The sequence below is a fragment of the Moraxella sp. CTOTU49097 genome (assembly GCF_032064105.1).
GTDB classification, from domain to species: Bacteria; Pseudomonadota; Gammaproteobacteria; order Pseudomonadales; family Moraxellaceae; genus Faucicola; species Faucicola osloensis_B.
This window is the reverse complement of record NZ_DAMBOA010000007.1, coordinates 110107-134458: the sequence shown is the minus strand read 5'-3', so window position 1 is coordinate 134458 and position 24352 is coordinate 110107. Positions and strand designations below refer to the sequence as shown.

Annotated in this window: 24 protein-coding genes and 1 pseudogene; 11 read left to right on the top strand and 14 right to left on the bottom strand. The window is 44.5% G+C overall.

Features of this window, described 5'->3' with window-relative positions:
• Positions 1–93: 93 nt before the first annotated feature.
• The 7 genes from ureE to RT064_RS06450 form a co-directional block, all read right to left on the bottom strand.
• Complete coding sequence (gene ureE / locus RT064_RS06480; RefSeq protein WP_313062516.1) at positions 94–657, bottom strand: urease accessory protein UreE; 564 nt, start codon at positions 655–657, stop codon at positions 94–96.
• Positions 658–900: 243 nt separating this feature from the next.
• Positions 901–3021 carry an urease subunit alpha gene (gene ureC, locus RT064_RS06475; protein ID WP_313062515.1) on the bottom strand — a complete coding sequence of 707 codons (2121 nt, stop codon included), beginning with the start codon at positions 3019–3021 and terminating at the stop codon, positions 901–903.
• Between the two features lie 24 nt (positions 3022–3045).
• Positions 3046–3348, bottom strand: coding sequence for an urease subunit gamma (gene ureA / locus RT064_RS06470; RefSeq protein ID WP_309577455.1), 303 nt, complete (start codon positions 3346–3348; stop codon positions 3046–3048).
• A gap of 51 nt (positions 3349–3399) precedes the next feature.
• Positions 3400–4353 carry an urease accessory protein UreD gene (locus tag RT064_RS06465; RefSeq protein WP_313062514.1) on the bottom strand — a complete coding sequence of 318 codons (954 nt, stop codon included), beginning with the start codon at positions 4351–4353 and terminating at the stop codon, positions 3400–3402.
• 129 nt (positions 4354–4482) lie between these two features.
• The gene (locus tag RT064_RS06460; protein WP_313062513.1) at positions 4483–5445 is read right to left on the bottom strand and encodes a DMT family transporter; all 963 of its coding nucleotides are present in this window, start codon (positions 5443–5445) and stop codon (positions 4483–4485) included.
• 151 nt (positions 5446–5596) lie between these two features.
• Positions 5597–6904 carry an MFS transporter gene (locus tag RT064_RS06455; protein WP_313062525.1) on the bottom strand — a complete coding sequence of 436 codons (1308 nt, stop codon included), beginning with the start codon at positions 6902–6904 and terminating at the stop codon, positions 5597–5599.
• A 77-nt stretch (positions 6905–6981) separates the two neighbouring features.
• On the bottom strand, positions 6982–8223 hold the full coding sequence (locus RT064_RS06450; protein ID WP_409519538.1) for an aminopeptidase P family protein: 1242 nt from the start codon (positions 8221–8223) through the stop codon (positions 6982–6984).
• 172 nt (positions 8224–8395) lie between these two features.
• Here RT064_RS06450 and RT064_RS06445 point away from each other — a divergent pair, with 172 nt between their 5' ends.
• The gene (locus tag RT064_RS06445) at positions 8396–9346 is read left to right on the top strand and encodes a GlxA family transcriptional regulator (protein WP_313062512.1); all 951 of its coding nucleotides are present in this window, start codon (positions 8396–8398) and stop codon (positions 9344–9346) included.
• A gap of 371 nt (positions 9347–9717) precedes the next feature.
• On the opposite strand, the gene RT064_RS06440 is transcribed toward RT064_RS06445, so the two are convergent.
• From RT064_RS06440 to accB, 6 genes are all read right to left on the bottom strand, one after another.
• Entirely contained in the window at positions 9718–10155 is a 438-nt protein-coding gene (locus tag RT064_RS06440) for an acetyl-CoA carboxylase biotin carboxyl carrier protein (RefSeq protein ID WP_313062511.1), read from the bottom strand.
• Between the two features lie 39 nt (positions 10156–10194).
• Positions 10195–10959 (bottom strand): 5-oxoprolinase subunit PxpA, encoded by a 765-nt coding sequence (gene pxpA, locus RT064_RS06435; RefSeq protein ID WP_313062510.1) that lies wholly within the window; start codon positions 10957–10959, stop codon positions 10195–10197.
• A 2-nt stretch (positions 10960–10961) separates the two neighbouring features.
• Positions 10962–11963, bottom strand: a complete 1002-nt coding sequence (locus RT064_RS06430; RefSeq protein WP_313062509.1) for a 5-oxoprolinase subunit C family protein — start codon at positions 11961–11963, stop codon at positions 10962–10964.
• Positions 11960–12676, bottom strand: a complete 717-nt coding sequence (pxpB, locus tag RT064_RS06425) for a 5-oxoprolinase subunit PxpB (protein ID WP_313062508.1) — start codon at positions 12674–12676, stop codon at positions 11960–11962. The genes RT064_RS06430 and pxpB overlap by 4 nt, the downstream gene beginning before the upstream one ends.
• A gap of 85 nt (positions 12677–12761) precedes the next feature.
• Positions 12762–14165, bottom strand: a complete 1404-nt coding sequence (accC, locus tag RT064_RS06420) for an acetyl-CoA carboxylase biotin carboxylase subunit (protein ID WP_313062523.1) — start codon at positions 14163–14165, stop codon at positions 12762–12764.
• A 109-nt stretch (positions 14166–14274) separates the two neighbouring features.
• Positions 14275–14820, bottom strand: a complete 546-nt coding sequence (gene accB / locus RT064_RS06415; protein WP_313062507.1) for an acetyl-CoA carboxylase biotin carboxyl carrier protein — start codon at positions 14818–14820, stop codon at positions 14275–14277.
• A 350-nt stretch (positions 14821–15170) separates the two neighbouring features.
• Between accB and RT064_RS06410 the strand changes: the two genes are divergently transcribed.
• From RT064_RS06410 to RT064_RS06370, 10 genes and pseudogenes are all read left to right on the top strand, one after another.
• Positions 15171–15881 carry a DUF969 domain-containing protein gene (locus RT064_RS06410; protein ID WP_313062506.1) on the top strand — a complete coding sequence of 237 codons (711 nt, stop codon included), beginning with the start codon at positions 15171–15173 and terminating at the stop codon, positions 15879–15881.
• Positions 15882–15886: 5 nt separating this feature from the next.
• Positions 15887–16846, top strand: a complete 960-nt coding sequence (locus RT064_RS06405) for a DUF979 domain-containing protein (RefSeq protein WP_313062505.1) — start codon at positions 15887–15889, stop codon at positions 16844–16846.
• A gap of 47 nt (positions 16847–16893) precedes the next feature.
• Entirely contained in the window at positions 16894–17538 is a 645-nt protein-coding gene (pcp, locus tag RT064_RS06400; protein WP_313062504.1) for a pyroglutamyl-peptidase I, read from the top strand.
• A 340-nt stretch (positions 17539–17878) separates the two neighbouring features.
• Positions 17879–18118, top strand: coding sequence for a GntT/GntP/DsdX family permease (locus tag RT064_RS06395; protein ID WP_313062503.1), 240 nt, complete (start codon positions 17879–17881; stop codon positions 18116–18118).
• A 38-nt stretch (positions 18119–18156) separates the two neighbouring features.
• On the top strand, positions 18157–19299 hold the full coding sequence (locus tag RT064_RS06390; RefSeq protein ID WP_313062502.1) for a glycerate kinase: 1143 nt from the start codon (positions 18157–18159) through the stop codon (positions 19297–19299).
• An 86-nt stretch (positions 19300–19385) separates the two neighbouring features.
• A complete protein-coding gene (locus RT064_RS06385) occupies positions 19386–20684 on the top strand; it encodes a vWA domain-containing protein (RefSeq protein ID WP_313062501.1) in 1299 nt (432 codons plus the stop codon).
• A gap of 217 nt (positions 20685–20901) precedes the next feature.
• Positions 20902–20985, top strand: a pseudogene (locus tag RT064_RS10995) (IS5/IS1182 family transposase); the annotation flags it as partial.
• Positions 20986–21151: 166 nt separating this feature from the next.
• On the top strand, positions 21152–21730 hold the full coding sequence (locus tag RT064_RS06380; protein WP_188875545.1) for a TerD family protein: 579 nt from the start codon (positions 21152–21154) through the stop codon (positions 21728–21730).
• A gap of 67 nt (positions 21731–21797) precedes the next feature.
• Positions 21798–22400 (top strand): TerD family protein, encoded by a 603-nt coding sequence (locus tag RT064_RS06375; RefSeq protein WP_313062500.1) that lies wholly within the window; start codon positions 21798–21800, stop codon positions 22398–22400.
• An 87-nt stretch (positions 22401–22487) separates the two neighbouring features.
• Entirely contained in the window at positions 22488–23693 is a 1206-nt protein-coding gene (locus RT064_RS06370; RefSeq protein WP_313062499.1) for a S1 family peptidase, read from the top strand.
• 28 nt (positions 23694–23721) lie between these two features.
• On the opposite strand, the gene RT064_RS06365 is transcribed toward RT064_RS06370, so the two are convergent.
• On the bottom strand, positions 23722–24261 hold the full coding sequence (locus tag RT064_RS06365; protein WP_313062498.1) for a replication initiation protein: 540 nt from the start codon (positions 24259–24261) through the stop codon (positions 23722–23724).
• Between the last annotated feature and the right edge of the window lie 91 nt (positions 24262–24352).

The following is a 24352-nucleotide window of genomic DNA, read 5'->3' as shown; positions in this document are numbered from 1 at the left end:
CAATCGGCAAATTGCTCGACGCCAGCATCATCAGCTTAAGCAATTGTTGTGGCGGTGTCTTCTGTGTAAGGTGCGACGTTGTTGTTATCGTTTTCATGAAAAAAACGTGGCTTTGGTTAAATCACCGACGATTGTGCTTTGCGTATCTGCGTGGCTTAACCGATTATCATGCCCATGTGAATGCCCGCCATGCCCATACGCCCCTGTTTCGGGTTCAAAAGCATGTTCCACCTCGCTCACGGTTAAGCCTAATTTCACTAGCATATCGGCAAGCACATAATCAGGCTCAAAGTACAAGGCATGCTGCGCTTGACCCTGCTCAACGAGCATCAGTGGGACATGACGATTGCCCAAATGATACGCCCCGCGCATCAGTTCAAAGGCATTGTCGGCGCTGACTTTGGTAAGGGTTTGCGGTTTGGCAAAAATTTGTATCATGTCGCCTGACGCATTTTGTACCACATCGCCGTCTTTGAGTGTACCTGTGCGTGGTAGGTCGATACCGACCACTTCACCATTTTGCAGGGTGGCACGAAAGCGTGACCGCTGGCGCGTGTCAAAATCGAGCTGCAAAAACTGCCCGTTTGCTTGTTGGTTGACCAAATCTGCTTGCTGTTGATGAGTTAACTGTTGCACTCGCTGATTATAAATTTTCATTATTATCCTTTGTTAAATTTTCTACCTACTCAGAAGTTTGCCCATAACAACCGCATTGTTGACAGTGACCCTCTTTAAATTGATGTTCACAGTTGTTAAGCCCATAGAGTAAATGCGATTAGTTTGGGCAAAGATTTTGCTTTGGCGATACATTTTTAAAAAACTCACTGCCACATCCATCACAGAGTAGATGAGATTGTTCGGTTTTAGTCATCACATTGGCATTCATAGCTAAAATCACTTTTAAAATAAGAAATACCGCTGTGCCATTGGCAACACAGCCGACGGCTCGCAAGTGAGAAGCTGACCATCGGCACGTACTTCATAGGTTTCTGGGTTGATCGACATCTCCGGGCAATAGCTATTAAACCGCATATCTTTTTTGCGAATGTTCCGAATACCCTGTACAGGGCGAATCACTTTTTGCAAACCGAGCTTGTGTTGGATATGGTTGTCAAAGGCGATTTTGGATACAAAGGTGATACTGGTTTGGTGTGTGGCTTTGCCAAGGCTTGCGAACATCGGACGATAATGCACCGGCTGCGGGGTTGGGATGGAGGCATTGATATCGCCCATCGGGTAAGCGGCGATGCTACCACCTTTTAAAATCGTGTCAGGTTTGACCCCAAAGAATTTGGGCGACCATAGCACCAAATCCGCCCATTTACCGACTTCTACCGAACCGACTTCCTCGGCAATACCGTGGGTAATGGCAGGATTAATGGTGTATTTGGCGATATAGCGTTTGATGCGAAAATTGTCATTTTCTATCGCTGTATCTTCTCTCACTGTACCTTCGGTCACTGGGTCGATGTCATGAAGCTCACTGTTAGACGCATTTTGGCTCACTGTATCGGGTGCTAAAAATCCGCGTTGGCGCTTCATTTTATCCGCCGTTTGCCAAGTGCGGATAATCACCTCGCCCACTCGTCCCATCGCTTGCGAGTCGCTACTCATCATGGAGATTGCCCCCAAATCATGCAAAATATCTTCAGCGGCGATGGTTTCTTGGCGTATACGGCTCTCAGCAAAGGCGATATCTTCGGCAATCGCAGGGCTCAAATGGTGACAGACCATCAGCATGTCGAGATGCTCATCGATGGTGTTGATGGTAAACGGACGCGTGGGGTTGGTCGAAGACGGCAACACATGTGGCTCGCCAATCGCCCGCAAAATATCAGGGGCGTGCCCGCCGCCTGCGCCTTCGGTGTGAAAGGTGTGAATACAGCGGTCTTTAAAGGCATTTAGCGTGCTTTCTAGATAGCCACTTTCGTTAAGCGTATCGGTATGAATCGCCACTTGCACATCATACTCTTCGGCAACGCTCAAGCAGTTATCAATCGCTTGCGGCGTGGTGCCCCAGTCTTCATGCAGTTTTAGCCCGACCACGCCCGCTTCGATTTGCTCGACAATCGGCTGCGGCAAGCTGACATTGCCTTTGCCCAGTAGCCCAATGTTCATGGGCATATCATCAAGGGCTTTGAGCATGGTTTCGATATGGTATTTGCCGTTGGTGCAGGTGGTGGCAAGTGTGCCTTGGGCAGGCCCTGAACCACCACCAATCATGGTGGTTACCCCAGACATCAAGGCAACTTCCGCCTGCTGTGGCGCGATAAAGTGAATATGGGTGTCAATCCCGCCCGCGGTCAAAATTTTGCCTTCACCTGCAATAATCTCGGTGCTTGCGCCAATGGCGATGGTGACATTGGATTGAACATCGGGGTTGCCCGCCTTGCCGATCGCCCAAATTCGGCTGTCTTTAATCGCCACATCAGCTTTATAAATCCCGGTATAATCCAAAATAAGCGCGTTGGTAATCACGGTGTCAGCCACTTCGGCAAACGGGCGCTGCCCTTGCCCCATGCCATCACGAATCACTTTACCACCACCGAATTTGACCTCTTCACCATAGCTGGTAAAGTCTTTTTCCACTTCGAGCCACAGCTCGGTATCAGCCAGACGCAGTTTATCGCCCACGGTTAGGCCAAAATGCTCGGCATACATTTGGCGGGGTACGGTTTTTTTTGATTTTGGTAAGCTCGCGGTATCCACAGATGTGGTAGCTTGCCCCATCACCCGCCCAGCAAATCCAAAAATCGCCTTATTGCCACCAAACTCGACCAATTCAACTGTCCGCGCTTGCCCGGGCTCAAAGCGCACTGCTGTACCCGATAAGATATTTAAGCGAAACCCAAGCGCCTTGTCACGGTCAAACGCCAGTGCGTCATTGGCTTCGGCAAAATGGTAGTGAGAGCCGATTTGAATCGGTCTGTCGCCGGTGTTTTTGACCAAAATAGTTTGGACGGCGCGTCCTTCATTAAGGATAATGGCTTGGTCTTTTAGCTTGTATTCGCCAACTTTCATGGTTTACCCCTTATACTGTTTAAATTACACAATCGGTTGGTGAATGGTCACCAGTTTGGTACCATCGGGAAAGGTGGCTTCCACTTGTACATCGTCAATCATCTCGGCGATGCCCTCCATCACATCCTCACCCGTCAGCCACGTGGTGCCTTCGCCCATTAACTGTGCCACTGTTTTACCCTCTCTTGCCCCTTCGAGTACCAACATACTGATATAGGCAATCGCTTCTGGATAGTTAAGTTTTAAGCCACGTTGTTTACGGCGCTCGGCAACCAGTCCTGCGGTAAAAATGAGTAATTTATCTTTTTCGGCGGGGGTTAAATGCATGGGTTACTCCAACTATTTTTTTCAGTGTTAAAAATTAGACCTTCACTGCCACTAGGTTGCCCAAATTCGGGGCAAATGACTGGCTTGTTGCCACATTAAAGTGCGAATCTCACCACGGACTGCACCAAAACTGTTAAAACATTGGCGGACATCATCACCCAAATAGCGAATAATCATCACCTCCCCTGTTTGGGTGCAAGAGACAGGCAAGCTATGGTGGTCGATAAATAAACGTAATTGCTTGACCCATTCAATCAGCTGTTTTTGCGCAGCAACACTTGGCACAACCCATAAGCTGGCAAAGACGCTGTGGTTATTGAGACCTACGGGTGAGCGATACCAATCGTGTTCGGCACAGTGATGTAAGGTATCAGCAAGCAGCAATTTGGGCTGCTCATCCACGCGCCAAAATAGATTTGATAACCGCATCTCGCCTGTACTGTAGCGCTCGCCATGATGCTCTCGCCCTAACAGGTTAATTTCCCAAGCGATAACACTGGCAGCTGGGCTGATAAAAAACTGATTGGTGGCATGGGCAAAACTTGCGTTATAAAAACAGTTTTCTTGCGGTAGCCATTCAAAACGGCTGTCATCTTGTAGATAAACCGTGACATTTTGCGCAGCATAACTATTTGAATTTTCTTGGGTTTTTTGAGATTTTTGGGTTTTTTGAGTTTTTTCGATTGGTGCACTGTCATCGGTTTGCTTGTTAGCGGTGTAACTTGGTAAATTGCCGTACCATTTGTTTGCCCCGGGCGTGGTAATCACGGCGTGAGCGTGATGTTTTACGCCAATCTCAATATCGAGTTTATCGCCTAAGGCAATGCCGGCAGGCGGATACAGCATAATGACATGACAAATACCTTGCTGTTCACCGCTTTCAGGATACAAGGCTTTTTGTACCCGCAAGGCGCCTTGGTGGTGGCGTTGTACCAAATTGGTGCGCGCATGCTCACCCGCATGTTGGGCGTCAAAAGCTAAAGTAAGGACTGAGTGCCAAGCCATATCTATCTAACTATATGAAAAATATATGTTTTTATAGAATGCAAGGGCTGTGCCACATTGGTGCTGTGAGCATTGATACCAATATGGTGAAGCCCAAATCAGGGATGTTTACACAGTGGTGGGCTGTTATTAGACTTGAGTATCGACTTCTGTGAGTTGCCGCTGACGCTGCATGGGCAATTTGATAGAGTTTAGGAGGGTGGCTAAAAGAATTAATACCATCCCTGAGTACTGCATGCCATTGAGCGATTGGTGCAGTAATACGATCGACAATACAATCGCGGTAAACGGCTCAAACACAGTGAATACCGAGGCTTTGGTCGCAGGGAGTTTGTGCAGGGCTGACATATACAAAAAAAACGGAATCACGGTACCCACTAGGCTTAGCCCCATCACCCACAACCAAGTGATAGCAGGCATGGTAAACGCTTTGGCATAGGTTTGATAGGTCATCGGTAGTAATAATAAAGCTATCGCACTAATCACCACCGAGCTAAAAAACACCAAGGTCGGTGGATAGTGTTTGTGTAAGGCTTTTTTTCCTAAAATGCCATACAGTGAATAGCACACCCCAGACAATAGACCAAACACAATCCCCCAACTCAATGTAAAGTTCTCACTGAGCGTTGTCAGTGCCACGCCCAATACCGCGATGCAAGCTAAGGTAAATGATTTTTTTGTTATCGGTTCTTTTAATAAAAAAAATGCCAATACCAAACTAAAAATCGGCGCCGTATACAGTAGCGATACCGCAATGCCCGCGCCCACAAAATTGACCGCGATAAAATAGCAAACCGTCATGCCTAACACACCAATCAACGATTGCAAGCTCAACTGTAATATCTCGCCGACTGATAACCGCCTAATAGACGTCCACAACGATGGCAATAACATCAGTAGCATCATAGCAGCGGTCACCACTCTTAAAATGGCAATTTGCACACTATCAAAACCCAGTTGATGTAGATAGGTAGTAAAGATACCCAGCGTGCCCCAACAGATAGCCGCCACAATGACTTGCAAGCCACCCATCGTCGCATGATTGCGCGTGTTAGGGGATTGGTTGGTAGCGAAAGCAGGTTTACGAGTCACTGGCAATTCCTAAAAAATGGGGGATAAAAAAAGTGATTCTAGCAAACAAGGTTGGCTAAAACCACTTTGGAAAAAAACTTAAATTAACTTCATGGGGTTATTGATAACCGTGGTTAATCAATTATTTTTCTAACGTCTTTTTAACTTCTTTCTAACCTTTTTCTAACATCGACACACTATCGGATTTTTTATACATCACCGTTGCTACCAGCGCGATTACGCTTGCTATCACCAATAACCAAGCTGGCGCGATTTGACTGCCTGTTTTGCTCATTAACCAAGTTGCCATCAAGGGGGTTGTGCCGCCAAGTAGCGCATTGGCTGAGTTAAAAGTGAAAGCAAAACCTGAATAACGCACCTCGACTGGGAAAATCTCGCTTAAAAATGCCGGTAGTGTACCGTCATTGACGGATAATAACAGCGAGAACACCAGTTGAATCAACACAATGGTTAAAAACCCACCCAGGCTTAGCATATGAAACAAAGGCACTGTCAACGCGATAAACAACACAGATGCGATTATTAGCATGGTTTTGCGACCGTATTTGTCTGACAGTTTACCCATGGTGAAAATCATACCGATATAAGCGACTAATGAAATGGAGGCAGCTAGCAGCGACTGCGTTTCATTGATGTGCATTTGGGTCGATAAATAAGTCGGCATATAGCTTAGGATTAAGTAAAAAGCCACCGCATTCAAACTACATAACATAAACGCAATGCACAAGGTTTTTTTATGGTTGGCAAACAAATTTTTGATTGGCACCGGTTTTTCAATGGTGCTTTCTTCAAACGCCTTAAAAGCCGGGGTCTTTTCAAGATTCAACCGCATATATCGACCTACCAAACCCAGTGGTGCAGCCAATAAAAACGGAATACGCCAGCCCCAAGTTTGTACAAAGTCAGCATCCATAAAGGCGGTCATAGCTGCCGCAATCAGTGAGCCCAGTAATAGACCCGCGGATGTACTGGCAGGTACGATACTGGTATAAAACCCTTTTTTGTCGGGCGGCGCATACTCCGCCATAAATGCTGATGCCCCTGCGTACTCTCCTGAGGCTGAAAAACCTTGAATCATGCGTAACAATAACAACAACACAGGGGCCAAGATACCCACGGTGGCATAACTTGGCAACAATCCGATTAAGAAAGTAGCACCCGACATAATCAAAATCGACCAAGATAAAGCCGCTTTTCGACCGTATTTATCGCCAATATGTCCCCAAAAAATACCCCCAAACGGACGGACAATAAAGGATAGCGCAAAAATTGCATAAGTTGATATCAATGCGACGGTTGCATCGGTTTTAGCAAAAAATACGCTAGCGATGACAGTGGCAAAATAGCCATACGATGCGTAATCAAACCACTCGACAAAGTTACCAATAAAACTGGCTTTGGCGGCTTTTTTGAGTAACACAGGATCTTTAACATACGGCTCAGCAGCTGGTTGTTGCATTGCTACGGCAGTGGGTGAAAGTGCAAAAGTTGTCATTTAGTTTCCCCTTGGTTGATAGTAAGTCATGCTAAAGTAAGCTAACTGATAATGTTATGCGCGGGACCATAAACGAAGCCTGTGATATTGTCAGCGCCTGTTTCAGTTAAAACCAAAATATCATGTTCACGATAACCGCCTGCCCCTGCCATACCTTCTGGAATCATAATCATCGGTTCCATTGAGATGACCATATTTGGCTCAAGTACCGTATCAATGTCTTCACGCAATTCTAACCCTGCTTCACGACCATAGTAGTGTGACAATACGCCAAATGAGTGCCCATACCCAAAGGTGCGGCGGTCTAAAATGCCATATTCGGCATAGATTTTGTTGAGCTCTAAAGCGATATCACAGCAACGAACGCCAGGTTTGATGAGTTTTATGCCTTCTTCATGCACTTTGCAGTTAATTTCCCAATATTTGAGCGTTGCCGCATCAGGTTCACCAAAATACAGCGTACGCTCCAGCGCCACATAGTAGCCTGCAATCATCGAAAAGCAGTTTAAGCTTAAAATATCATTGCGCTGCACTTTGCGATTGGTCACAGGATTGTGTGCGCCATCGGTGTTGATACCTGATTGAAACCACGTCCAAGTATCCATGAGCTCGACATGTTCAAAGCGTTGCCCGATTTCTCGTACCATCGCTTGCGTAGAGGCTAACGCTACCTCATACTCAGGAACCCCTTCATGCACGGCGTTGACGAGCGCTGCCCCACCAATGTCACAAACCTGTGCACCTTGCTTGATAAGGGCGATTTCCTCGGCTGATTTCACCATTCGCATTTTCATACAAGCTTGGCTGATATCGACAAACTCGACATTGGGCAAGGCGTCTTGGAGTTTTTTCAAACGTTCGACAGGTAAGTGATCGTATTCAATCCCCACTCTGCCTTTGTTGTTGATTTGACTTGCCACGGCTTTAAAGTAGTTATCACGTTGCCAGTCGGTATAGACGATATTGTCATCGCCCATGGTACGTCGCCAAGGCTGTCCACCGTCGATATTGGCGGAGATAGTCACTACCTTGTCTTGGTCGATGACCAGACCATAGAAGCGTCCAAATGAGCAATATAAGAAGTCTGCATAGTAGTTGATATTGTGATAGGAGGTGAATAACACGCTATCAATGTCGCTTTTTGCCATATAGGCTTTAAGCTTTTGTTGGCGGTTTTGGTATTCTTGGGCGCTAAAAGTCGGCTTGACTTTCTCGCCATTTCTGATTTGGATTAAGCTTGGCATGCTAAGTGCAGTATCCAGACTACCCGCTTGATTTATCATATGTTCAACTGACTGATTCATTGTTTGCGCCTCACGAGGTTTAGGTTGATGTTAAGAAAGTCTTTGCTCTCCACATCCCTCATCATACGCAAATTTAAAAAGTCAGTTTTTCATAAGACGACATTTTTTTGACTAATTACGACAACACAGCTTGTCCATTCATACTTTATTTATGACAGCGAATATTAAAAAAATTGGTTTTTTACTGATTGATGGCTTTACCATGATGGCTTTTAGCAATGTCATCGAGCCGTTACGAATGGCAAACTATGTCAGTAGTCAGCCACTATATAGCTGGATTATTAGTGGTTTTGCGGGTCATCAGACCAGTGCCAGTAATGGGGTACAAGTCTCTCATACCGCTGAAATCAAACATCTATTTGATTGTGAACTCGTGTTTATCTGCGGTGGCTATGAAGCCGAAAATTTAATGACAGAGGCGCTAAAGGGGATTGTGGAGCGTTTAGCTGTTCGGGATATTGCGTTAGGGGGGCTTTGTACAGGGGCAATAGCGCTTGCGAATGCAGGGTTGTTAGCCAATCAATCAGCCTCGCTGCATTGGGAAAATGTTACCCTGGCTCAGGAACAATTTGGCAATGTAAAATTCTTAAACCATATTTTTACCATTGGTGATCGGCTCTACACCTGCTCTGGCGGGGTATGTGCGCTTGATATGACCCTGCACATCATCAAGCAGCACTTTGGGCGAGAAATCGTTGAAAAAATTCAAGACATGTTTGTCATCACCACTATCCGAGAGCCGGTGAGCATCCAGCATTTACCCAAACCAAAGAACCTCAGTCATAGCTACGCCCATGTCATCGATGCTATCACGTTAATGAAAACCAATATCGAAGAACCGCTCATGCTAGCGGACATTGCTAAATATGTCGGCATTTCTGAAAGACAACTACAGCGGCAGTTTGCCAAACAACTAGGGGTCTCACCCCAACAGTATTATCTTAATTTACGATTAGAGCATGCTAAAAACCTACTCCAACATACTACCATGCCAGTGACCACCATTTCCATGGCGACTGGCTTTTTTAATCTGGCATCTTTTTCCAGAGCCTTTCAACAGCAGTTTAATATGTCAGCCAGTGATTTTCGAAAAACGCTGTAAGGGTTAATGCGTCTTGTAGCGACTGCTGACCATGCCTGTGATTCCCAGAGCCATGGCAAATGACGTAGCAGAGCTTTTAGCCAGTCATCAAATAACGCAAAAACGACCCAAACCAAAAAACGTAGCGAGGCAATTGAAAAGCAATGGATAGACAAACAGTATGTCAAAGTCGAGCTTTGCTTATGAAACCGTTGAAATTCCTGCACGAATGGACGCTGAAATACCATTTTTTACTACCCAAAAAATGGCAAACGTTGTCACCCATACCGAGATATTAAAGCGGAAAACAAAGCCATACATGGGTTAAAAAATAATGTAAGACCTTTGGATGGCTCAAAATCGGCTTAACTATCACCGACATCTAACTGAGCTCATAGCTTAAGTTGAAATATCGGCGTGCCATACTCTACTTTGGTATTGTCTTGAAGCAAGATATCAGAGACATAACCTGATTGATCGGCCGTAATTGGTAACATCTGTGCCATACATGCTACAAAAGCAATTGTATCGCCTTCTTGCACCTTATCGCCAATTTTGACCAAAGGCTCACTTATCGCATCTGCTGATAGCTTGAGTCGTCCAATATGCTTAGATTTAATGATAGGCGTGGTGTCTGATGGTGGCTGAATATGCGTCGTTTGTAGACTCGCTATCTCTTTGGATGACGCTAGTTGGTCATCATTGGCGAGTACTCTTAATTGTTGGCGATTTTTGATACGAATGATGTCGCCGTGGACTTTGATTTCCACTTCTGCTACCTGACTATTGGCGACCAAATTAACGATATCTTGAATTTGCTGAATGTCCATACACTACCCGTTAGCTATATTTTATTTTCTTTTTGGTTATTACTTAAAATGGGTTGTTGCCTGAATATTAATGCCTTGCTGTTGCAATGTAGTTTGAATACGCTTGGCAAATTGCTCTGCATGTTCACTGTCGCCATGCAAGCAAATACTGTCGACTTGCACCTTGACAGTTTTGCCATTGATGCTGGTGACAGTGCCGTTTTCTATCATTTGTAAGACTTGGGCAAGGGCTTCATCATCGTTGTCAATCACGGCATTGGGCTGGCTGCGCGCGACCAGCGCCCCATTATCTTCATAACGGCGGTCAGCAAACACTTCTGATTCGGCAACGAGTCCATGCTGTTGGGCAGCCTTAATTAGTTCACTGCCCGACAAACCCATGACCGAGAGTTTCGGGTTAAACGCTTTGATAGTTTGGGCGATAACAGTCGCCAAATGAGCATCCTTGGCAGCTTGATTGTACAGTGCCCCATGCGGTTTGATATATTCAAGCGACACACCGACTAAGTCACATAACGATTGGATTGCCCCTAACTGATACAGCAGTACCGCTTTGAGCTCGTCATCAGGTAGCGTATGATTACTGCGCCCAAAGTTTTGTCTATCATCGAAGCTTGGGTGAGCACCGACCCTGATGCCGTGCTGTTTGGCAAGTTGCAAAGTTTTTAACATCTCGCTGGGTGAGCCAGCATGCAGTGCGCAGCAAATATTGGCAGAGCTGACGATGGTCAGTAGTTTGTCATCTCGTCCACAACCTTCGGCGACGTCTGCATTCAAATCGATGGTTAAATTGGTTGTTGTCATACTTATTTTTCCTGTGCAAAGGTGTTTATTTGCTGAATATGACGTTGTCGTGCTTGCTTGGCAGTGATGGCTTCTTCTAATGTCACCCATTGAAACTGACAAGATTGCCCAAAGCGTAATTGCGCAAATTTGCCAATATCCGCTTGAATAATACTGGCTATTTTGGGGTAACCACCCGTGGTTTGGGCATCTGCCATCAGTACAATCGGCTGACCTTGGGGCGGCACTTGTATCATACCGATGTCCACGCCATGAGAATTCATCTGTAGCGGATTAATGAGTTCCAAGGTGTGCTTGCCTTCTAAGCGATAGCCCATGCGATTACTACTACTGAGTAATTTATAAGGTTGCTCAGTCAATTTCGATAACGCATCTTGGGTAAAATAATCGGCTTCGCTATTTTTAACAATACGAATCACAGGAAGTACGTTCTGGGCTGTAGCAAAGTTTTGACTGTCTTCAAACTGTGTCATACCCAAGCGAGTCAGCTTGGGGCGTTGCCTATCGGTGACCGTTAATACGTCACCTACTTTTAACAAGCGGCCGTGATAGCCGCCGAATTCTGCCTTGGCGTTGGTACTTGCTGAGCCCAAAATTGGCACTAGCGCCAATCCACCTTGAATACAAATATAGCCATGCATGCCTTGAATGGCTCTTACCAATTCTAGGCATTGTCCTGCCTTGATGGCAACTCGCCAACCATTGGGCACCCGCTCTCGGGTTTGCTTGGCGTCATCGGTCACATAGGCTTCGTATAATGCCCCTGTTAAACACACCGTAAGGTCGCCAGTGACCGCATCGACATCGCTGTCATCAAATGCAAGTGTGATGCCGCCCAACGTAACTTCGATTGCTACAGTATTTTGTGAGTTATTAAGTAAGGTATTGCCCGCCTTGACTGCCCAGCTGTCCATCGCACCACTCGTGCCAATACCAAAGCGTCTTTGACCAAAGCGACCTAAGTCTTGTAGGCTGACCATGGCGGTGATTGCAGTAATTTTCATTTTTTCCCCTCAATCACCTCAATAGCGATAAAGCTTAACGTATCGCCTGCTTGTAATAGCGTCGGTTGGTCATTTTGTAGGTTAAATAACGGTAAGTCAGTATGACCGAGCAATTGCCAACCCCCGGGCGATGCAAATGGGTAAATGCCTGTCTGCTCGCCGCCAATACCCACAGAGCCTGCAGGCACTTGTAAGCGTGGCGTGGCATGGCGTGATGAGTACAATGCAGTATCCAATCCACCCAAATACGGGAAGCCCGGTTGAAAACCGATAAAATACACGGTATAAATCGGTGCGGTATGACGTTCCACCAATTCACGCACCGTCATATTTTTTTGTTTCGCCAAATCCAATAAATCAGGACCATAATCACCGCCATATCGTACAGGAATTTCGATATGGCGCCCTTCGATGTGTTTGATAAATTGCGTATCTTGGCTAATCTGATCAAGATAATTTTTTAGCTCTAAAAGCTGGCTCACCGTTAAATCTTCGGTATACACGCTCAGGGTGTTCATGCCCACCACGGTTTCTTTTACACAGGCTTTGATGTCATCAAGTTGGGGAATTTTTTCTGCCAACCCCCAACACAGTTGTTGCTGCGCTAGGGTGACAGGCTTGGGTAAAAACAGCGTCACACACTGCTCATTACAGATATGCCACATAGGTTTGGCTGTGGTTGGTTGATGCGTCATAAAATCTTGATGGCTCATAACATCTTATTATCCAGCAATGGGTCAATATTCTTTGCCAATACAGCTTACCAACACGCTTTGCACAGCGTATTGGCTAATGTGATTAGCGGTTTTGGGTAGTATTGGGAGCTTGGAGCTTATCTTCGATGACTTGCAAGCTGTCTTGGTTGCTCTCAAGCCATTGACTAAGATAATGAATGCTAGTGCCACCTGCTTGAAACCCTGCATCTGCCAAGAATCGTTGGTGTAAGGCTTTGTTGGTCATAATGCCTGTCACCGTGAGTTCATTAAGTGCAGACTGCATTTTTTGTAATGCCAACTCACGGGTCGCTGCATGGACACAGACTTTGGCAATCAAGCTGTCATAATTGGTCGGAATACGATAGCCCGATTCGATATGGCTATCGACACGCACGCCATTACCGCCTGGCAGATGACAATAGTCGATTTTGCCCGCACTCGGCATAAAGGTAAAAGGGTGTTCAGCGTTGATACGACACTCAAAGGCATGACCTTGAAGCAAAATATCCGATTGTTGAAAACCTAGCTCAAAACCACTGGCCACTTTGATTTGCTCGCTGATTAAATCAATCCCCGTTACTAGCTCAGTTACAGGATGCTCAACTTGGATACGGGTATTCATTTCAATAAAGAAGAAATCGCCGTTTTCATATAAAAACTCAAACGTCCCCACCCCGCGATAGCCCATTTGCTCACAGGCTGTTGCACACGCCTGTCCGATTTTTTGGCGCTCTGCATCGCTGATATATGGCGCAGGCGCTTCTTCGACCACTTTTTGGTGACGGCGTTGGCTAGAGCAATCTCGTTCGCCTAGGTGTACGGCATGACCGTAATGGTCGGCAATCACTTGAATCTCAATATGTCTAGGCTGTTGTAGATATCGCTCCATATAAACCACAGGATTGCCAAAGGCGGAATCGGCTTCTTTTTTGGTCATGGCAACTGAGCCAATCAAGTCCTCACGGCGGTTTACTACTCGCATACCGCGCCCACCACCACCACCCGCCGCTTTGATAATCACTGGATATCCCACAGCTTCGGCAATTGCAAAAATCTCGTCGTCATCATCGGGCAACGCCCCATCTGAGCCTGGTACACAAGGCACGCCAGCCGCTAGCATGGCTTTTTTGGCGGCGACTTTATCACCCATTTGCCGGATATTATCAGCGCTGGGTCCAATAAAAGTCAGTCCTGCTTGTTCAATGCGTTCAGCAAACTCAGCATTTTCCGCCAAAAAACCATAGCCCGGGTGAATGGCATTGGCTTGGGTCAAATCAGCCGCTGCCAAAATCGCTTGCTGATTGAGATAACTATGAGTGGCATTGGCAGGCCCGATACATACAGTTTCATCGGCCAAGCGAGCAGGCAGCGAATCTCTATCGGCTTCAGAATGCACAAGCACAGATGTGATGCCTAGTTGTTTGCACGCACGGATGATGCGTAGCGCGATTTCACCACGATTGGCAATCAGAATTTTGTCGAACAGTTTTGCGATAGGCTGATGAGAATGAAGGTTCGCAGTTGTCATGAAAAAAGCTGTCCTTACGGAGTAAATTTGATGTTATTGGGTTAATTTAGAAACGCTACCTCTTATCTTAGGCAAGGCTAAATAAGGTTTGAGCATATTCGACCATGTCACCGTCATTCACTAAAATCGCTTGAATCACGCCTGATTGCTCGGCTTTGACTTCATGCATAATTTTCATCGCTTCAACGATACACAAGGTATCACCGACTGCCACGGTTTGACCCACTTCTACAAACACGGGAGTGTCTGGGCTAGATCTGCGATAAAAAGTGCCGACCATGGGCGATACGATAGTCTGGGTTGCGACAGCGTCAGCTTGATTACTTTGGCTAGCTTCAGTAGTTAAGACTGCTTTGTGTGTGACGTCTACAGGTGACGTAACTGCATGATTCGAATCATAATGATGAGACGATTGCGTAGAGACTGCTTGGGGTAAACCTGATGGATTTTGAGCCGCTACTTCATGATAATGCTGTGGCAAGCTGTGAGCGTGAGCACTATGGCGACAGGTGATACGTATATTTGTTTGATTCTGTGTAATTTCGAGCTCATCAATGTTGGATTGTTCAGCAATTTTAATTAACGCAGCGACCTGATGTAAGTCAATATTCATACCATAACCCCTAAAGCAATGTTTTTATTAGATGTTTGTAATTACAATGATTTTTATAATATTTGCTGAATTAAATCTCTCAATATAGCCACCATTTAAAATCGTAATATTTTATTACTAACTGACTATACCATAGTTAAATTTATCTATACAATATTTTGTATGAATAGTTTTAACGAAGTAAAACTATGATAGCAAACAACAAACCCATCAATCATCTTAAAAACGGTATTTTACAAAAATTTTTAGATATTAGATGAAGAAGAGATATTTGGCACGGTGCATGCAGCTTTTTATTAAATTATTAAAAGTTCAGCGTGGTAATTAAAATTAACAATTTTGGAGGAAGTATGAGTGAGGTCATTAATTACTGGCCATTGCTAGGGATTTTAGTCATTATCGTAGGATTCATGCTACGTTTAAATGCCGCTTTAGTGGTATTGGTCGCTGGTATTATCACAGGATTTTTGGCAGCTATGCCAATTGATGTGATTTTAACCAAGCTGGGTTCAGGGTTTTTAAAAACACGTACTTTATCTTTGATTATTATTTTACCACTTGCCATTATCGGATTGCTTGAACGAAATGGTTTAAAAGAACATGCCCAAAACTGGGTCGCTCGCATCAAATCCGCCACAGCAGGCCGACTATTAATCGTGTATTTATTTATTCGTGAAGTAACAGCTGCTTTAGGTTTGACGAGTCTTGGCGGACATCCACAAATGGTGCGCCCATTGGTGGTGCCAATGGCAGAAGGCGCGTTTATGAACCGTTTTCAACAATTACCCCAAGCGGTGAGCAACAAATTGCGTGCTATGAGTGCTGCTACCGACAATGTGGGCTTGTTTTTCGGTGAAGATATTTTTGTGGCATTTGGCTCTATTGTTCTCATGCAAACCTTTATGAAAACCACAGGTGGTATTGATGTCGATCCACTGAAAATAGCACTTTGGGGTATTCCAACAGCGATTTTTGCGTTTTTGATTCATTCAATGCGCTTGTATCGTCTTGATAATCAACTCAATCGTATGCTGCCACCTAATAGCCAATACAGAGGATAATCACAATGGAATCATTAATTAAAATGGATTATCTGTATTGGTTGGTCGGCATTATTTTACTGATTACATCGGCACTGACATTATCAGACAGCACCAATCCAAAGCGGTTGAGCAGTGGCTTTTTTTGGGGAGCCTATGGATTAATTTTTCTTATAGGCAATTTTATTCCGCCTTTATTTGTTGGTTTGTTAGTAGTAATAATGGGTGTGATTGCAGGTATCAATGGCGTGGCAGCGGGCAAAGTGGATATGCCATCGGTTACAGCCCTACAAGAGCGCGCTGCCCGTCTAAAAAATAGATTGTTTATACCTGCTCTGGCGATTCCGTTTTTTACCATTATCTGTGCTGTGGTACTCAAAAACGCCCATTTTGGCACATTGCGACTTTTCCCTGATAAGAATGAAACCTTAGCAGGACTTGGGGTTGCCTCAATTATTGCGCTAGGGCTAGCATGTTGGATCACACGTGAAACGCCAATGCAATCAATGAAAGAATCTCGCCGTTTACTCGACGCTATGGGCTGGGCAGTAGTATTGCCGCAGCTGCTTGCTGTGCTTGGTATTATTTTTACCGATGCCGGCGTGGGTAAGGCGATTGCTCAAATAACCACAGACTTTTTGGCTGTGGATAACCGCTTTATCGCCGTGGCGGCGTATTGTGTGGGTATGGCAGTTTTCACTATGATTATGGGTAACGCGTTTGCTGCCTTTCCTGTGATCACTGCGGGTATCGGCTTGCCTATTTTGATACTTCAGCACCATGCTAACCCTGCGGTAGTGTGCGCGATTGGGATGTTTAGCGGCTACTGTGGCACATTAATGACGCCGATGGCGGCCAACTTTAACATTATCCCATCTGCACTGCTTGAGCTAGAGGACAAAAATGCAGTGATTAAAGCCCAAATCGGTACCGCACTACCGCTACTGGCGGTCAATGTGTTATTGATGTATGTATTGGCGTTTTAACGGTATATACAAAATACTCAAAAATTCAATATAAAAAGGAAGCGACGATGAATACGGTATTATTAACAGGTTTTGAAGCATTTGGCGGTGAGCCTAGCAATCCTTCTTGGGAAATGGTCAAACTGTATGATAAGCAAACGTTTGATAATATCCATATCGTCGCTCGTTGCTTGCCTTGTGTGTTTGGGGCAAGTATTGAGACGTTAGAAAAAGCGATTATCGAAGTAAAGCCTGATATCGTAATTTGTTTTGGGCAAGCAGGCGGACGTGCTGCTATTACCCCTGAGCGAGTGGCAATCAATATTGACGATGCCCGTATCCGTGATAATGCCAGCAAACAACCGATTGATGAGGCAGTCATTGCTGATGCCCAAGCTGCCTATTTTAGCACTTTACCCATCAAAGCCATTGTCGCATCTTTAAGTCAGCATGGCATTCCAAGCGCAGTTTCCAACACGGCAGGGACATTTGTTTGCAATCATGTGTTCTTTGGTCTGCAACACCTTGCCAAGCGTTATGGTATAAGAAAATCAGGGTTTGTACATATTCCTTATTTGCCACAGCAAACCGTGCTTCAACCTAATGACCCAAGTATGTCATTACCCATGCTGCGCTCTGCGGTGCAAATTATCGTAAAAACAACCGTCATAACAGATAAAGATAGCAAACTTGTAGGCGGCGCAATCCAATGATAGCTATGATAACTTACTTGACTCAAAAAGCTGAAAAAAAGTGAGTAGATTTCATCAAGCAGCTTGATACAAGCAGCCTGATAGTAGAACTTGAGACCCCGCAGGCGATTTAGCTGCTCACCTTTTTTGTATGCGCTGGTAGTATCGAATGCTTAGAACCTGTGCACAATCCTTTCAATAATAAAGCGATGAAAGCGAGATTGGTAAATTGAAAGCTCGAATTTAAATGACGCTCACAGTTTTTCCATAAGCGTCTATTTTTCTCGAGCCAAGCAAACGCCTTTTTAGTCCTAAATTAAGTATCGCAAGGCGCCAAAATTATCTCTAGAAATAATACGGTATGTCTGTAGTGTTAGGGCAAATTGGGATGAACAGTGATATGGGGCGAGTGCTTTGTGTCATGGCAATTTGGGCAGGCGCGATGACCGTATCACATGCCAACGATAGCTATTTTTGGGTTGTCAGTCAGTTTAGTCGTATGAATGTGCCACAAGCCTATAAAGCACATACTGTCGCTACAGGTATCCAAGGAGTCGTTAGCATGGTGTTTATCTGGTTATTATCGATTATTCTGCTTTAAGTCATACCCTGTCATAAAATAACTTTAGGAAAAGCATCGTGAAAATTGTTATTGCCCCAGATTCATTTAAAGAAAGTCTCACTGCCAGTGAAGTGTGTGATGCCATTGAGACAGGATTTACCACTGTTTTTAAAGAGGCTGACCTCATTAAAATCCCAATGGCAGATGGTGGTGAAGGCACGGCTGCTGCGCTTAAAGAAACGCTGTCTGGCGAATGGCAACGTATTATTGCACATGACCCTTTGATGCGCCCGATTGAGGCAAGCTATGTGCTACTGCCCAATCAAACCGCCATTATTGAGATGGCAAGCTGTGCTGGCTTACACCTACTGACACAATCAGAGCGAGACCCAGGTATCACGACCACTTATGGCGTGGGGGAAATGCTAGTTGATGCGATTGATAAAGGCGCAAAACATATTATCCTGGGTATCGGTGGCAGTGCCACCAATGATGCAGGTACAGGTATGCTAAAGGCCTTGGGCTATCGTTTCTTGGATGCACAGCATCATGAGCTTGCGCAAGGCGGTAAAGCATTAGCGGCATTGGCGTTCATTGATAACCATGCAGTTAACGATAAAATCGCTGATATTAGTATTACTGTCGCCTGTGATGTGACTAATCCATTATGTGGCAAACTCGGTGCTAGCCATGTGTATGCCCCGCAAAAAGGGGCGACGCTAGACGATATCGTTATTTTAGATAATGCACTTAACCATTTTGCTAATATTGCCAGCCGTCAAAATTTCCCCGATAATCGTAATGAAGCAGGCGCAGGTGCCGCAGGCGGTTTGGGTTTTGCGTTAATGACGTTTTTATCGGCAACACTGACTGGCGGGTTTCAGTTGGTAAGTGATTTTAGTAATCTTGAGCAAATGATTCAGCAAGCAGATTTGGTCATCACCGGTGAAGGGAAGATGGATTTTCAAACCTCCATGGGCAAAGTGGCATCGGGCGTGCTATCACTTGCCAAAGCAGTCAATGTGCCCGTTATCGCCATTTGTGGCGTGGTCGATGACCCCTGCAGCCATTGGAAAGACGATGGTTTTACAATAGCGATTCCCAGTATTCAAACTTTAGGCTCGCTTGATGAAGCCCTTGCTTTAGCAAAACAGAATGTTGAAAAAACTGCCTATAATATCGCGATGGCGATGCAATTGGGTCAACAATTAAACCGTTAGTATGTAGCCCTATAAAGATGCTCTCATGTTAATTGGTTGTGCTAATAAAATAACAATGACCAACAATAATAAATAAGGATTTACAGATGCAGCTTATTCGTGGACAAAAACTTAAACTATCAGATGTATTAAACAATCCGCTGAGTTTTAGCTTAGCAACTACTCCACCCAGCAATTTAAACTTAGACATCGCACTGTTTGGTTTAGACAGTCAGGGTAAGCTTAGCGACGAAGCCTACATGATATTTTATAACCAGCCCCAAAGCCCGTGCGGTAGCCTAAAGCTCACCCAAAATGATAGTCAAATTGTCAGCTTCGATGTCAATTTGGCCACTTTAACCCCGCAAATTGAACGCTTGGTATTAACCTTAACCATTGATGGTCATCAAACCATGGCACAGTTGCCAGCAATGGCAATTAACTTGCAATCTCAGCAGCAGACGGTCGCAAGCTTTCCAATTGACGGCAGTATGTTTCAGCAAGAAAAGGCGTTAATGGCACTCGAGCTTTATAAAAAAAATAATATTTGGCGCATGAATGCAGTGGGACAAGGTTTTAATGGTGGGTTGGCAGCCTTAATCAAGCATTTCGGTGGTGAAGTGGCGGAAGAAACGCCTACCCAAGCCGCACCAACTGCGCCCACCACCCCACAACTATCCAAAATTGATTTAAAAAAGAAGATTTCCTTAGAAAAAGCAGAGAAAACAGGTAACGCCAGCATTATTGATTTAACCAAAAAGTCACTGATACAACTGGAAAAGAAAAACCTACTTGATGTACAAGCACGTGTCGCTTTAGTGCTAGATGCCTCAGGCTCAATGAACCATCAATATCATAATGGCGATGTGCAAAAAGTGGTTGATCGTCTTATGCCATTGGCAATTAACTTTGACAATGACGGTAGTTTTGAATGTTGGGCATTTGCTCAATATACCACGCAGCTTGATGATGTCACTTTAACCAATGTAAATCAATTTATTCAAACAACCAAGCGCGGTTGGCGCAACTGGCAGGTGGGCGCAAGGATCAATCAAGAGATACCGGCGATTGAAGCAGTGATTAACTACTATCAGCAGTTTGACGATGGTATCCCTGTGTATGTGTTGTTTATCTCTGATGGTGGTGTGGGCAGTGGCAGGCAAATGCAAAAGGTTTTAACGCAGGCAGCAACGCTACCCATTTTTTGGCAGTTTGTTGGCATTGGCGGTCGCAATTATGGGGTGCTTGAAAAACTCGATGATATGACAGGCCGTATGATTGATAATTGCAATTTCTTCGAGTTAGAGCGTATCACCGGTATCAGCGATGAGCGCTTGTATGAGCTGTTATTAGAAGAGTTCCCCAGTTGGTTAAATGAGGCTAAATTAAAGAGAATTATGCGATAGCAATTTAATTACTAAACTTACCATTTTCGAGCCCTTTTCTGAGTTTGAAAATTTTGAGCAATTTATCACTCGTAAAAGATGCTTAAAACACACCTAATTATTCTCAATCGGTGATGGTAGTCAGCCATTACCCTTGACTTTTTTGCCAATTTAGCAACGATGCTGTGGGATAGTTGACTTGAAGAACATGCCTTTATTTTCCATAGCTTTCGCCACACGGCGACTAGTCAAGTCGCTTTTAAATACTAGCCTTCAATTTACCAGTCTGGCTTTCCTTACTTTATTATTGAAAAGATTGTGAGGAAGTTCTTACTTAATTCATTTTTAAGTTTCTAAAAAAATATAATAATTAAGGCATTAAAATAACGAATAGAACTTTGACTTTATACAGATAATTGTTTAATTTGATAGAGAAAAACATCATCAAATAAATTTGGATAATACATACTATAGTATAGGAGAGCAAAATGGCCATTTCACTCAATAAAGGCGGTAACTTATCCCTGTCAAAAACAGATCCTACCCTAACACGGTTATTAATTGGTCTAGGTTGGGATGAGCGTGCCACATCAGGGGCAGAATTTGACTTAGATGCCAGCGTATTTTTGCTTAATAATATGGGCAAAGTACGCGGTGACCATGACTTTATTTTTTATAACCAACTAAAATCTGACAACGGTGCAGTCGAACATACCGGGGACAACCGCTCAGGGGCAGGTGACGGTGATGACGAAGTGATTAAAGTCAACCTGTCACAAGTACCAGCCGATATTGAAAAAATTGCTGTCACTGTGACCATCCACGATGCCCAAGCTCGTAATCAAAACTTTGGTCAAGTATCCAATGCCTTCATTCGTGTGGTCAATGAAGAAACAGGGGCAGAGGTAGTACGGTTTGACTTAGCAGAAGACTATTCCATCGAAACTGCTATGGTATTTGGCGAAGTCTACAAACACAATGGCGAATGGAAATTTCGTGCGGTGGGTCAAGGCTATGCAGGTGGCTTAGCAGCTATGTGCCAACAATATGGCGTAAATATCGGCTGAATCGGATTTTAAGCAGCAATTTACCATTAAAATAACTATAAAAATTCATTAAATAAAGGATATAAAGATGGCGGTTAGTCTACAAAAAGGACAAAAAATTTCACTTGATAAAGAAGCAGGCACGGCACTGACTCGTATCAAAATGGGTCTAGGGTGGGATGTTGCATCCAGCCCAAAATCCGGTGGCTTTTTGGGCAGCCTATTCGGTGGCGGCGGTAATAATGATAGTATCGATTTGGATGCATCTTGCATCATGTTTGACGCGAGTAAACAGCCCATCGATGCAATTTGGTTTGGTCAACTGCAGTCAAAGGACGGTAGTATCATTCATACAGGCGATAACCGCACAGGCGCAGGGGATGGCGATGATGAAGTCATCAATGTCGATTTATCTCGTGTCCCTGCTCATGTACAGTCACTGGTATTTACCGTGAATAGCTTTACGGGTCAAACGTTTGAGAAAGTTGCCAATGCGTTTTGTCGTATCGTTAATGCCGGCAATAATAGCGAAGTGGCTCGCTATAACTTATCAGCCCAAGGCAGTCATACCGCGCTGATTCTGGCAAAGATTTATCGCCACAATGGTGAATGGAAAATGCATGCCATTGGTGAAATTGCCAGTGGTCGTACCTTTCATGATTTGATGCCGGCCATTACACCACATGCCTAACGTCTAATTGTAGATAAAAATGCCCTATTTGCTGTCAATGGGGTATTTTTTTATTCGGATAATAAAAAAAAATAATAAGGAAACACGATGCCAACTTTGGTACTTGGGGCAAATACGCCTATCCCCCACACGCCTTGCCAAGTGGTAGTAACCAGCCAAAATGCCAGTCGTTTTGGGGTTGAGATGGGCTGCGTTTGGATAGCGATGGATGCAAGTCGCCGAGCAACTACCAGCCCTGCTTATCTGCATGAAAGCAAAGATTGGGCAGCGGTGACAGTCGAGAGTGACAAAAGCCATGTTTGGACATTAGACTTAGCCCATGTGTTTTCCCAAAATCAAACCCAGTATCTGCAACTGATCGTGTATGCTTACCAAGACGCTAGTGTGATTGCCCCAGCCGTGGAAGTCAATGATCTGGGTATCAAAGTCCTGGGTATCGAAGTCGCTAGCGATATTGACTATGCGTTTCATACGCCAGAGCGCCATATCAAAGCCAGTATTGTACTGGAGATCTACCAGCGTAATGGGCAATATAAATGCCGAGCACTCGCGGAAACATCTAATCAAAGTCTAGCCAATTTTGCCGAACGTTTACAAATCAGCCTTGACGCCCGTTACCCTAATAACATGACGACAGGCAACGTTTTGCACGCCATACCAGACACCAGACGTCCTCGCCCTCAGCCAGGTGACACTTGGACTGGGACGGCTTTTGCAATTGATCCCTATCATTTACTCACTTGTGAGCATGTGGTGGACGGGGCAACGCAAATCGCACTGCGTCAACAAGGCTATCCCGATATAGAATGCCAAGTGGTGCTGTCAGATGAAGGTAGTGACACCGCGTTACTTAAAGTCAATCAGCCTTTACCAAGTTATCTGCCCGTGCGAGAACGTGGCTATGATTTGCTGGGTGAGCAGATTACCACGCTTGGTTTTCCGCTAACAGGTCTGGGTAGTCAATTACAAGTCACCCAAGGCAATATTGCAGGGCTACAAGGCATTGGCAATGATATTCGTTTTATGCAGTTTACTGCGCCAATTCAGCCTGGCTCAAGTGGCAGTCCGCTTCTGCTTCCCACAGGCGAAGTCGTCGGTATGGTTACCCATACCATTGCCAATACCCAGAACATGAATTATGCCGTCAAATATCAATTATTATCCGCGCTTTTGACCAGTTGCGGTCTTAATGTGAGCGAGCTTACCCATAATATTAGCCAAACACCGCTATCCACGCCTCAGATTACCAAACAAAGTAAATCTGCTTTGTGGTTAGTTGGTTGTGGGGTATAAAAAATTTGGCTGTGGGTTAAAAAGGTGGCTATTCATACATTCTTTTACTGCTAAAGCCTTTAAAATTAACCGTCTTGATGTAGTCATATTTGGTGTAGGCTTGATTGGTGTGTTCAATCAAAAAGGCGAGTGGGTCAGAAAAATGCAGTAAAATATAACCTTCCTGGTCTTGGTAAGAAATACCTTGGAGCCAGTGATATTCTACCTTTAGAATGGTAAAATTTTTGTGGTTAGGCTTTAGAACACAGAGTTTCTGAGATTTATCATTACCTTGAATATTATTATCAACATAGAGGGGGAATTTAAGTTTTCTTTCTGCTAGAGTTTTGGCTGTATCTTTTAGGGTTTTGTAGGCATAGTTATCCGTCACCTTATTAGCGGTAGCAAATTCTTTGGCACTAATTGTCACCTTATTGGTGCCTGTGGGCTGTTTGTGCATTTTATTGATAGCAAGCGTCATCAAATCATGTTCGGCTACAGATAAGTCATAGCAAGCTTCCACCAGTGTATTTGATTTAGTTATCATGATAGAATCAGATTTTAAATAAAAAGAATTTTGCCCAGACATGGTCATACTCATAATGAATTTTACGAAATCCATTATAAAAGTGCCATTTTTGGGAGGCAAAGTGCCAAAATACCTTAAATTACACCAACTG

Excerpts from the sequence above, each read along its gene's own strand:
- ureE (WP_313062516.1), bottom strand. The coding sequence starts at position 657 with ATGAAAATTTATAATCAGCGAGTGCAACAGTTAACTCATCAACAGCAA.
- ureC (WP_313062515.1), bottom strand. The coding sequence starts at position 3,021 with ATGAAAGTTGGCGAATACAAGCTAAAAGACCAAGCCATTATCCTTAAT.
- ureA (WP_309577455.1), bottom strand. The coding sequence starts at position 3,348 with ATGCATTTAACCCCCGCCGAAAAAGATAAATTACTCATTTTTACCGCA.
- RT064_RS06465 (WP_313062514.1), bottom strand. The coding sequence starts at position 4,353 with ATGGCTTGGCACTCAGTCCTTACTTTAGCTTTTGACGCCCAACATGCG.
- RT064_RS06455 (WP_313062525.1), bottom strand. The coding sequence starts at position 6,904 with ATGCAACAACCAGCTGCTGAGCCGTATGTTAAAGATCCTGTGTTACTC.
- RT064_RS06450 (WP_409519538.1), bottom strand. The coding sequence starts at position 8,223 with ATGATAAATCAAGCGGGTAGTCTGGATACTGCACTTAGCATGCCAAGC.
- RT064_RS06445 (WP_313062512.1), top strand. The coding sequence starts at position 8,396 with ATGACAGCGAATATTAAAAAAATTGGTTTTTTACTGATTGATGGCTTT.
- RT064_RS06440 (WP_313062511.1), bottom strand. The coding sequence starts at position 10,155 with ATGGACATTCAGCAAATTCAAGATATCGTTAATTTGGTCGCCAATAGT.
- pxpA (WP_313062510.1), bottom strand. The coding sequence starts at position 10,959 with ATGACAACAACCAATTTAACCATCGATTTGAATGCAGACGTCGCCGAA.
- RT064_RS06430 (WP_313062509.1), bottom strand. The coding sequence starts at position 11,963 with ATGAAAATTACTGCAATCACCGCCATGGTCAGCCTACAAGACTTAGGT.
- pxpB (WP_313062508.1), bottom strand. The coding sequence starts at position 12,676 with ATGAGCCATCAAGATTTTATGACGCATCAACCAACCACAGCCAAACCT.
- accB (WP_313062507.1), bottom strand. The coding sequence starts at position 14,820 with ATGAATATTGACTTACATCAGGTCGCTGCGTTAATTAAAATTGCTGAA.
- RT064_RS06410 (WP_313062506.1), top strand. The coding sequence starts at position 15,171 with ATGAGTGAGGTCATTAATTACTGGCCATTGCTAGGGATTTTAGTCATT.
- RT064_RS06405 (WP_313062505.1), top strand. The coding sequence starts at position 15,887 with ATGGAATCATTAATTAAAATGGATTATCTGTATTGGTTGGTCGGCATT.
- pcp (WP_313062504.1), top strand. The coding sequence starts at position 16,894 with ATGAATACGGTATTATTAACAGGTTTTGAAGCATTTGGCGGTGAGCCT.
- RT064_RS06395 (WP_313062503.1), top strand. The coding sequence starts at position 17,879 with ATGTCTGTAGTGTTAGGGCAAATTGGGATGAACAGTGATATGGGGCGA.
- RT064_RS06385 (WP_313062501.1), top strand. The coding sequence starts at position 19,386 with ATGCAGCTTATTCGTGGACAAAAACTTAAACTATCAGATGTATTAAAC.
- RT064_RS06380 (WP_188875545.1), top strand. The coding sequence starts at position 21,152 with ATGGCCATTTCACTCAATAAAGGCGGTAACTTATCCCTGTCAAAAACA.
- RT064_RS06375 (WP_313062500.1), top strand. The coding sequence starts at position 21,798 with ATGGCGGTTAGTCTACAAAAAGGACAAAAAATTTCACTTGATAAAGAA.
- RT064_RS06370 (WP_313062499.1), top strand. The coding sequence starts at position 22,488 with ATGCCAACTTTGGTACTTGGGGCAAATACGCCTATCCCCCACACGCCT.
- RT064_RS06365 (WP_313062498.1), bottom strand. The coding sequence starts at position 24,261 with ATGTCTGGGCAAAATTCTTTTTATTTAAAATCTGATTCTATCATGATA.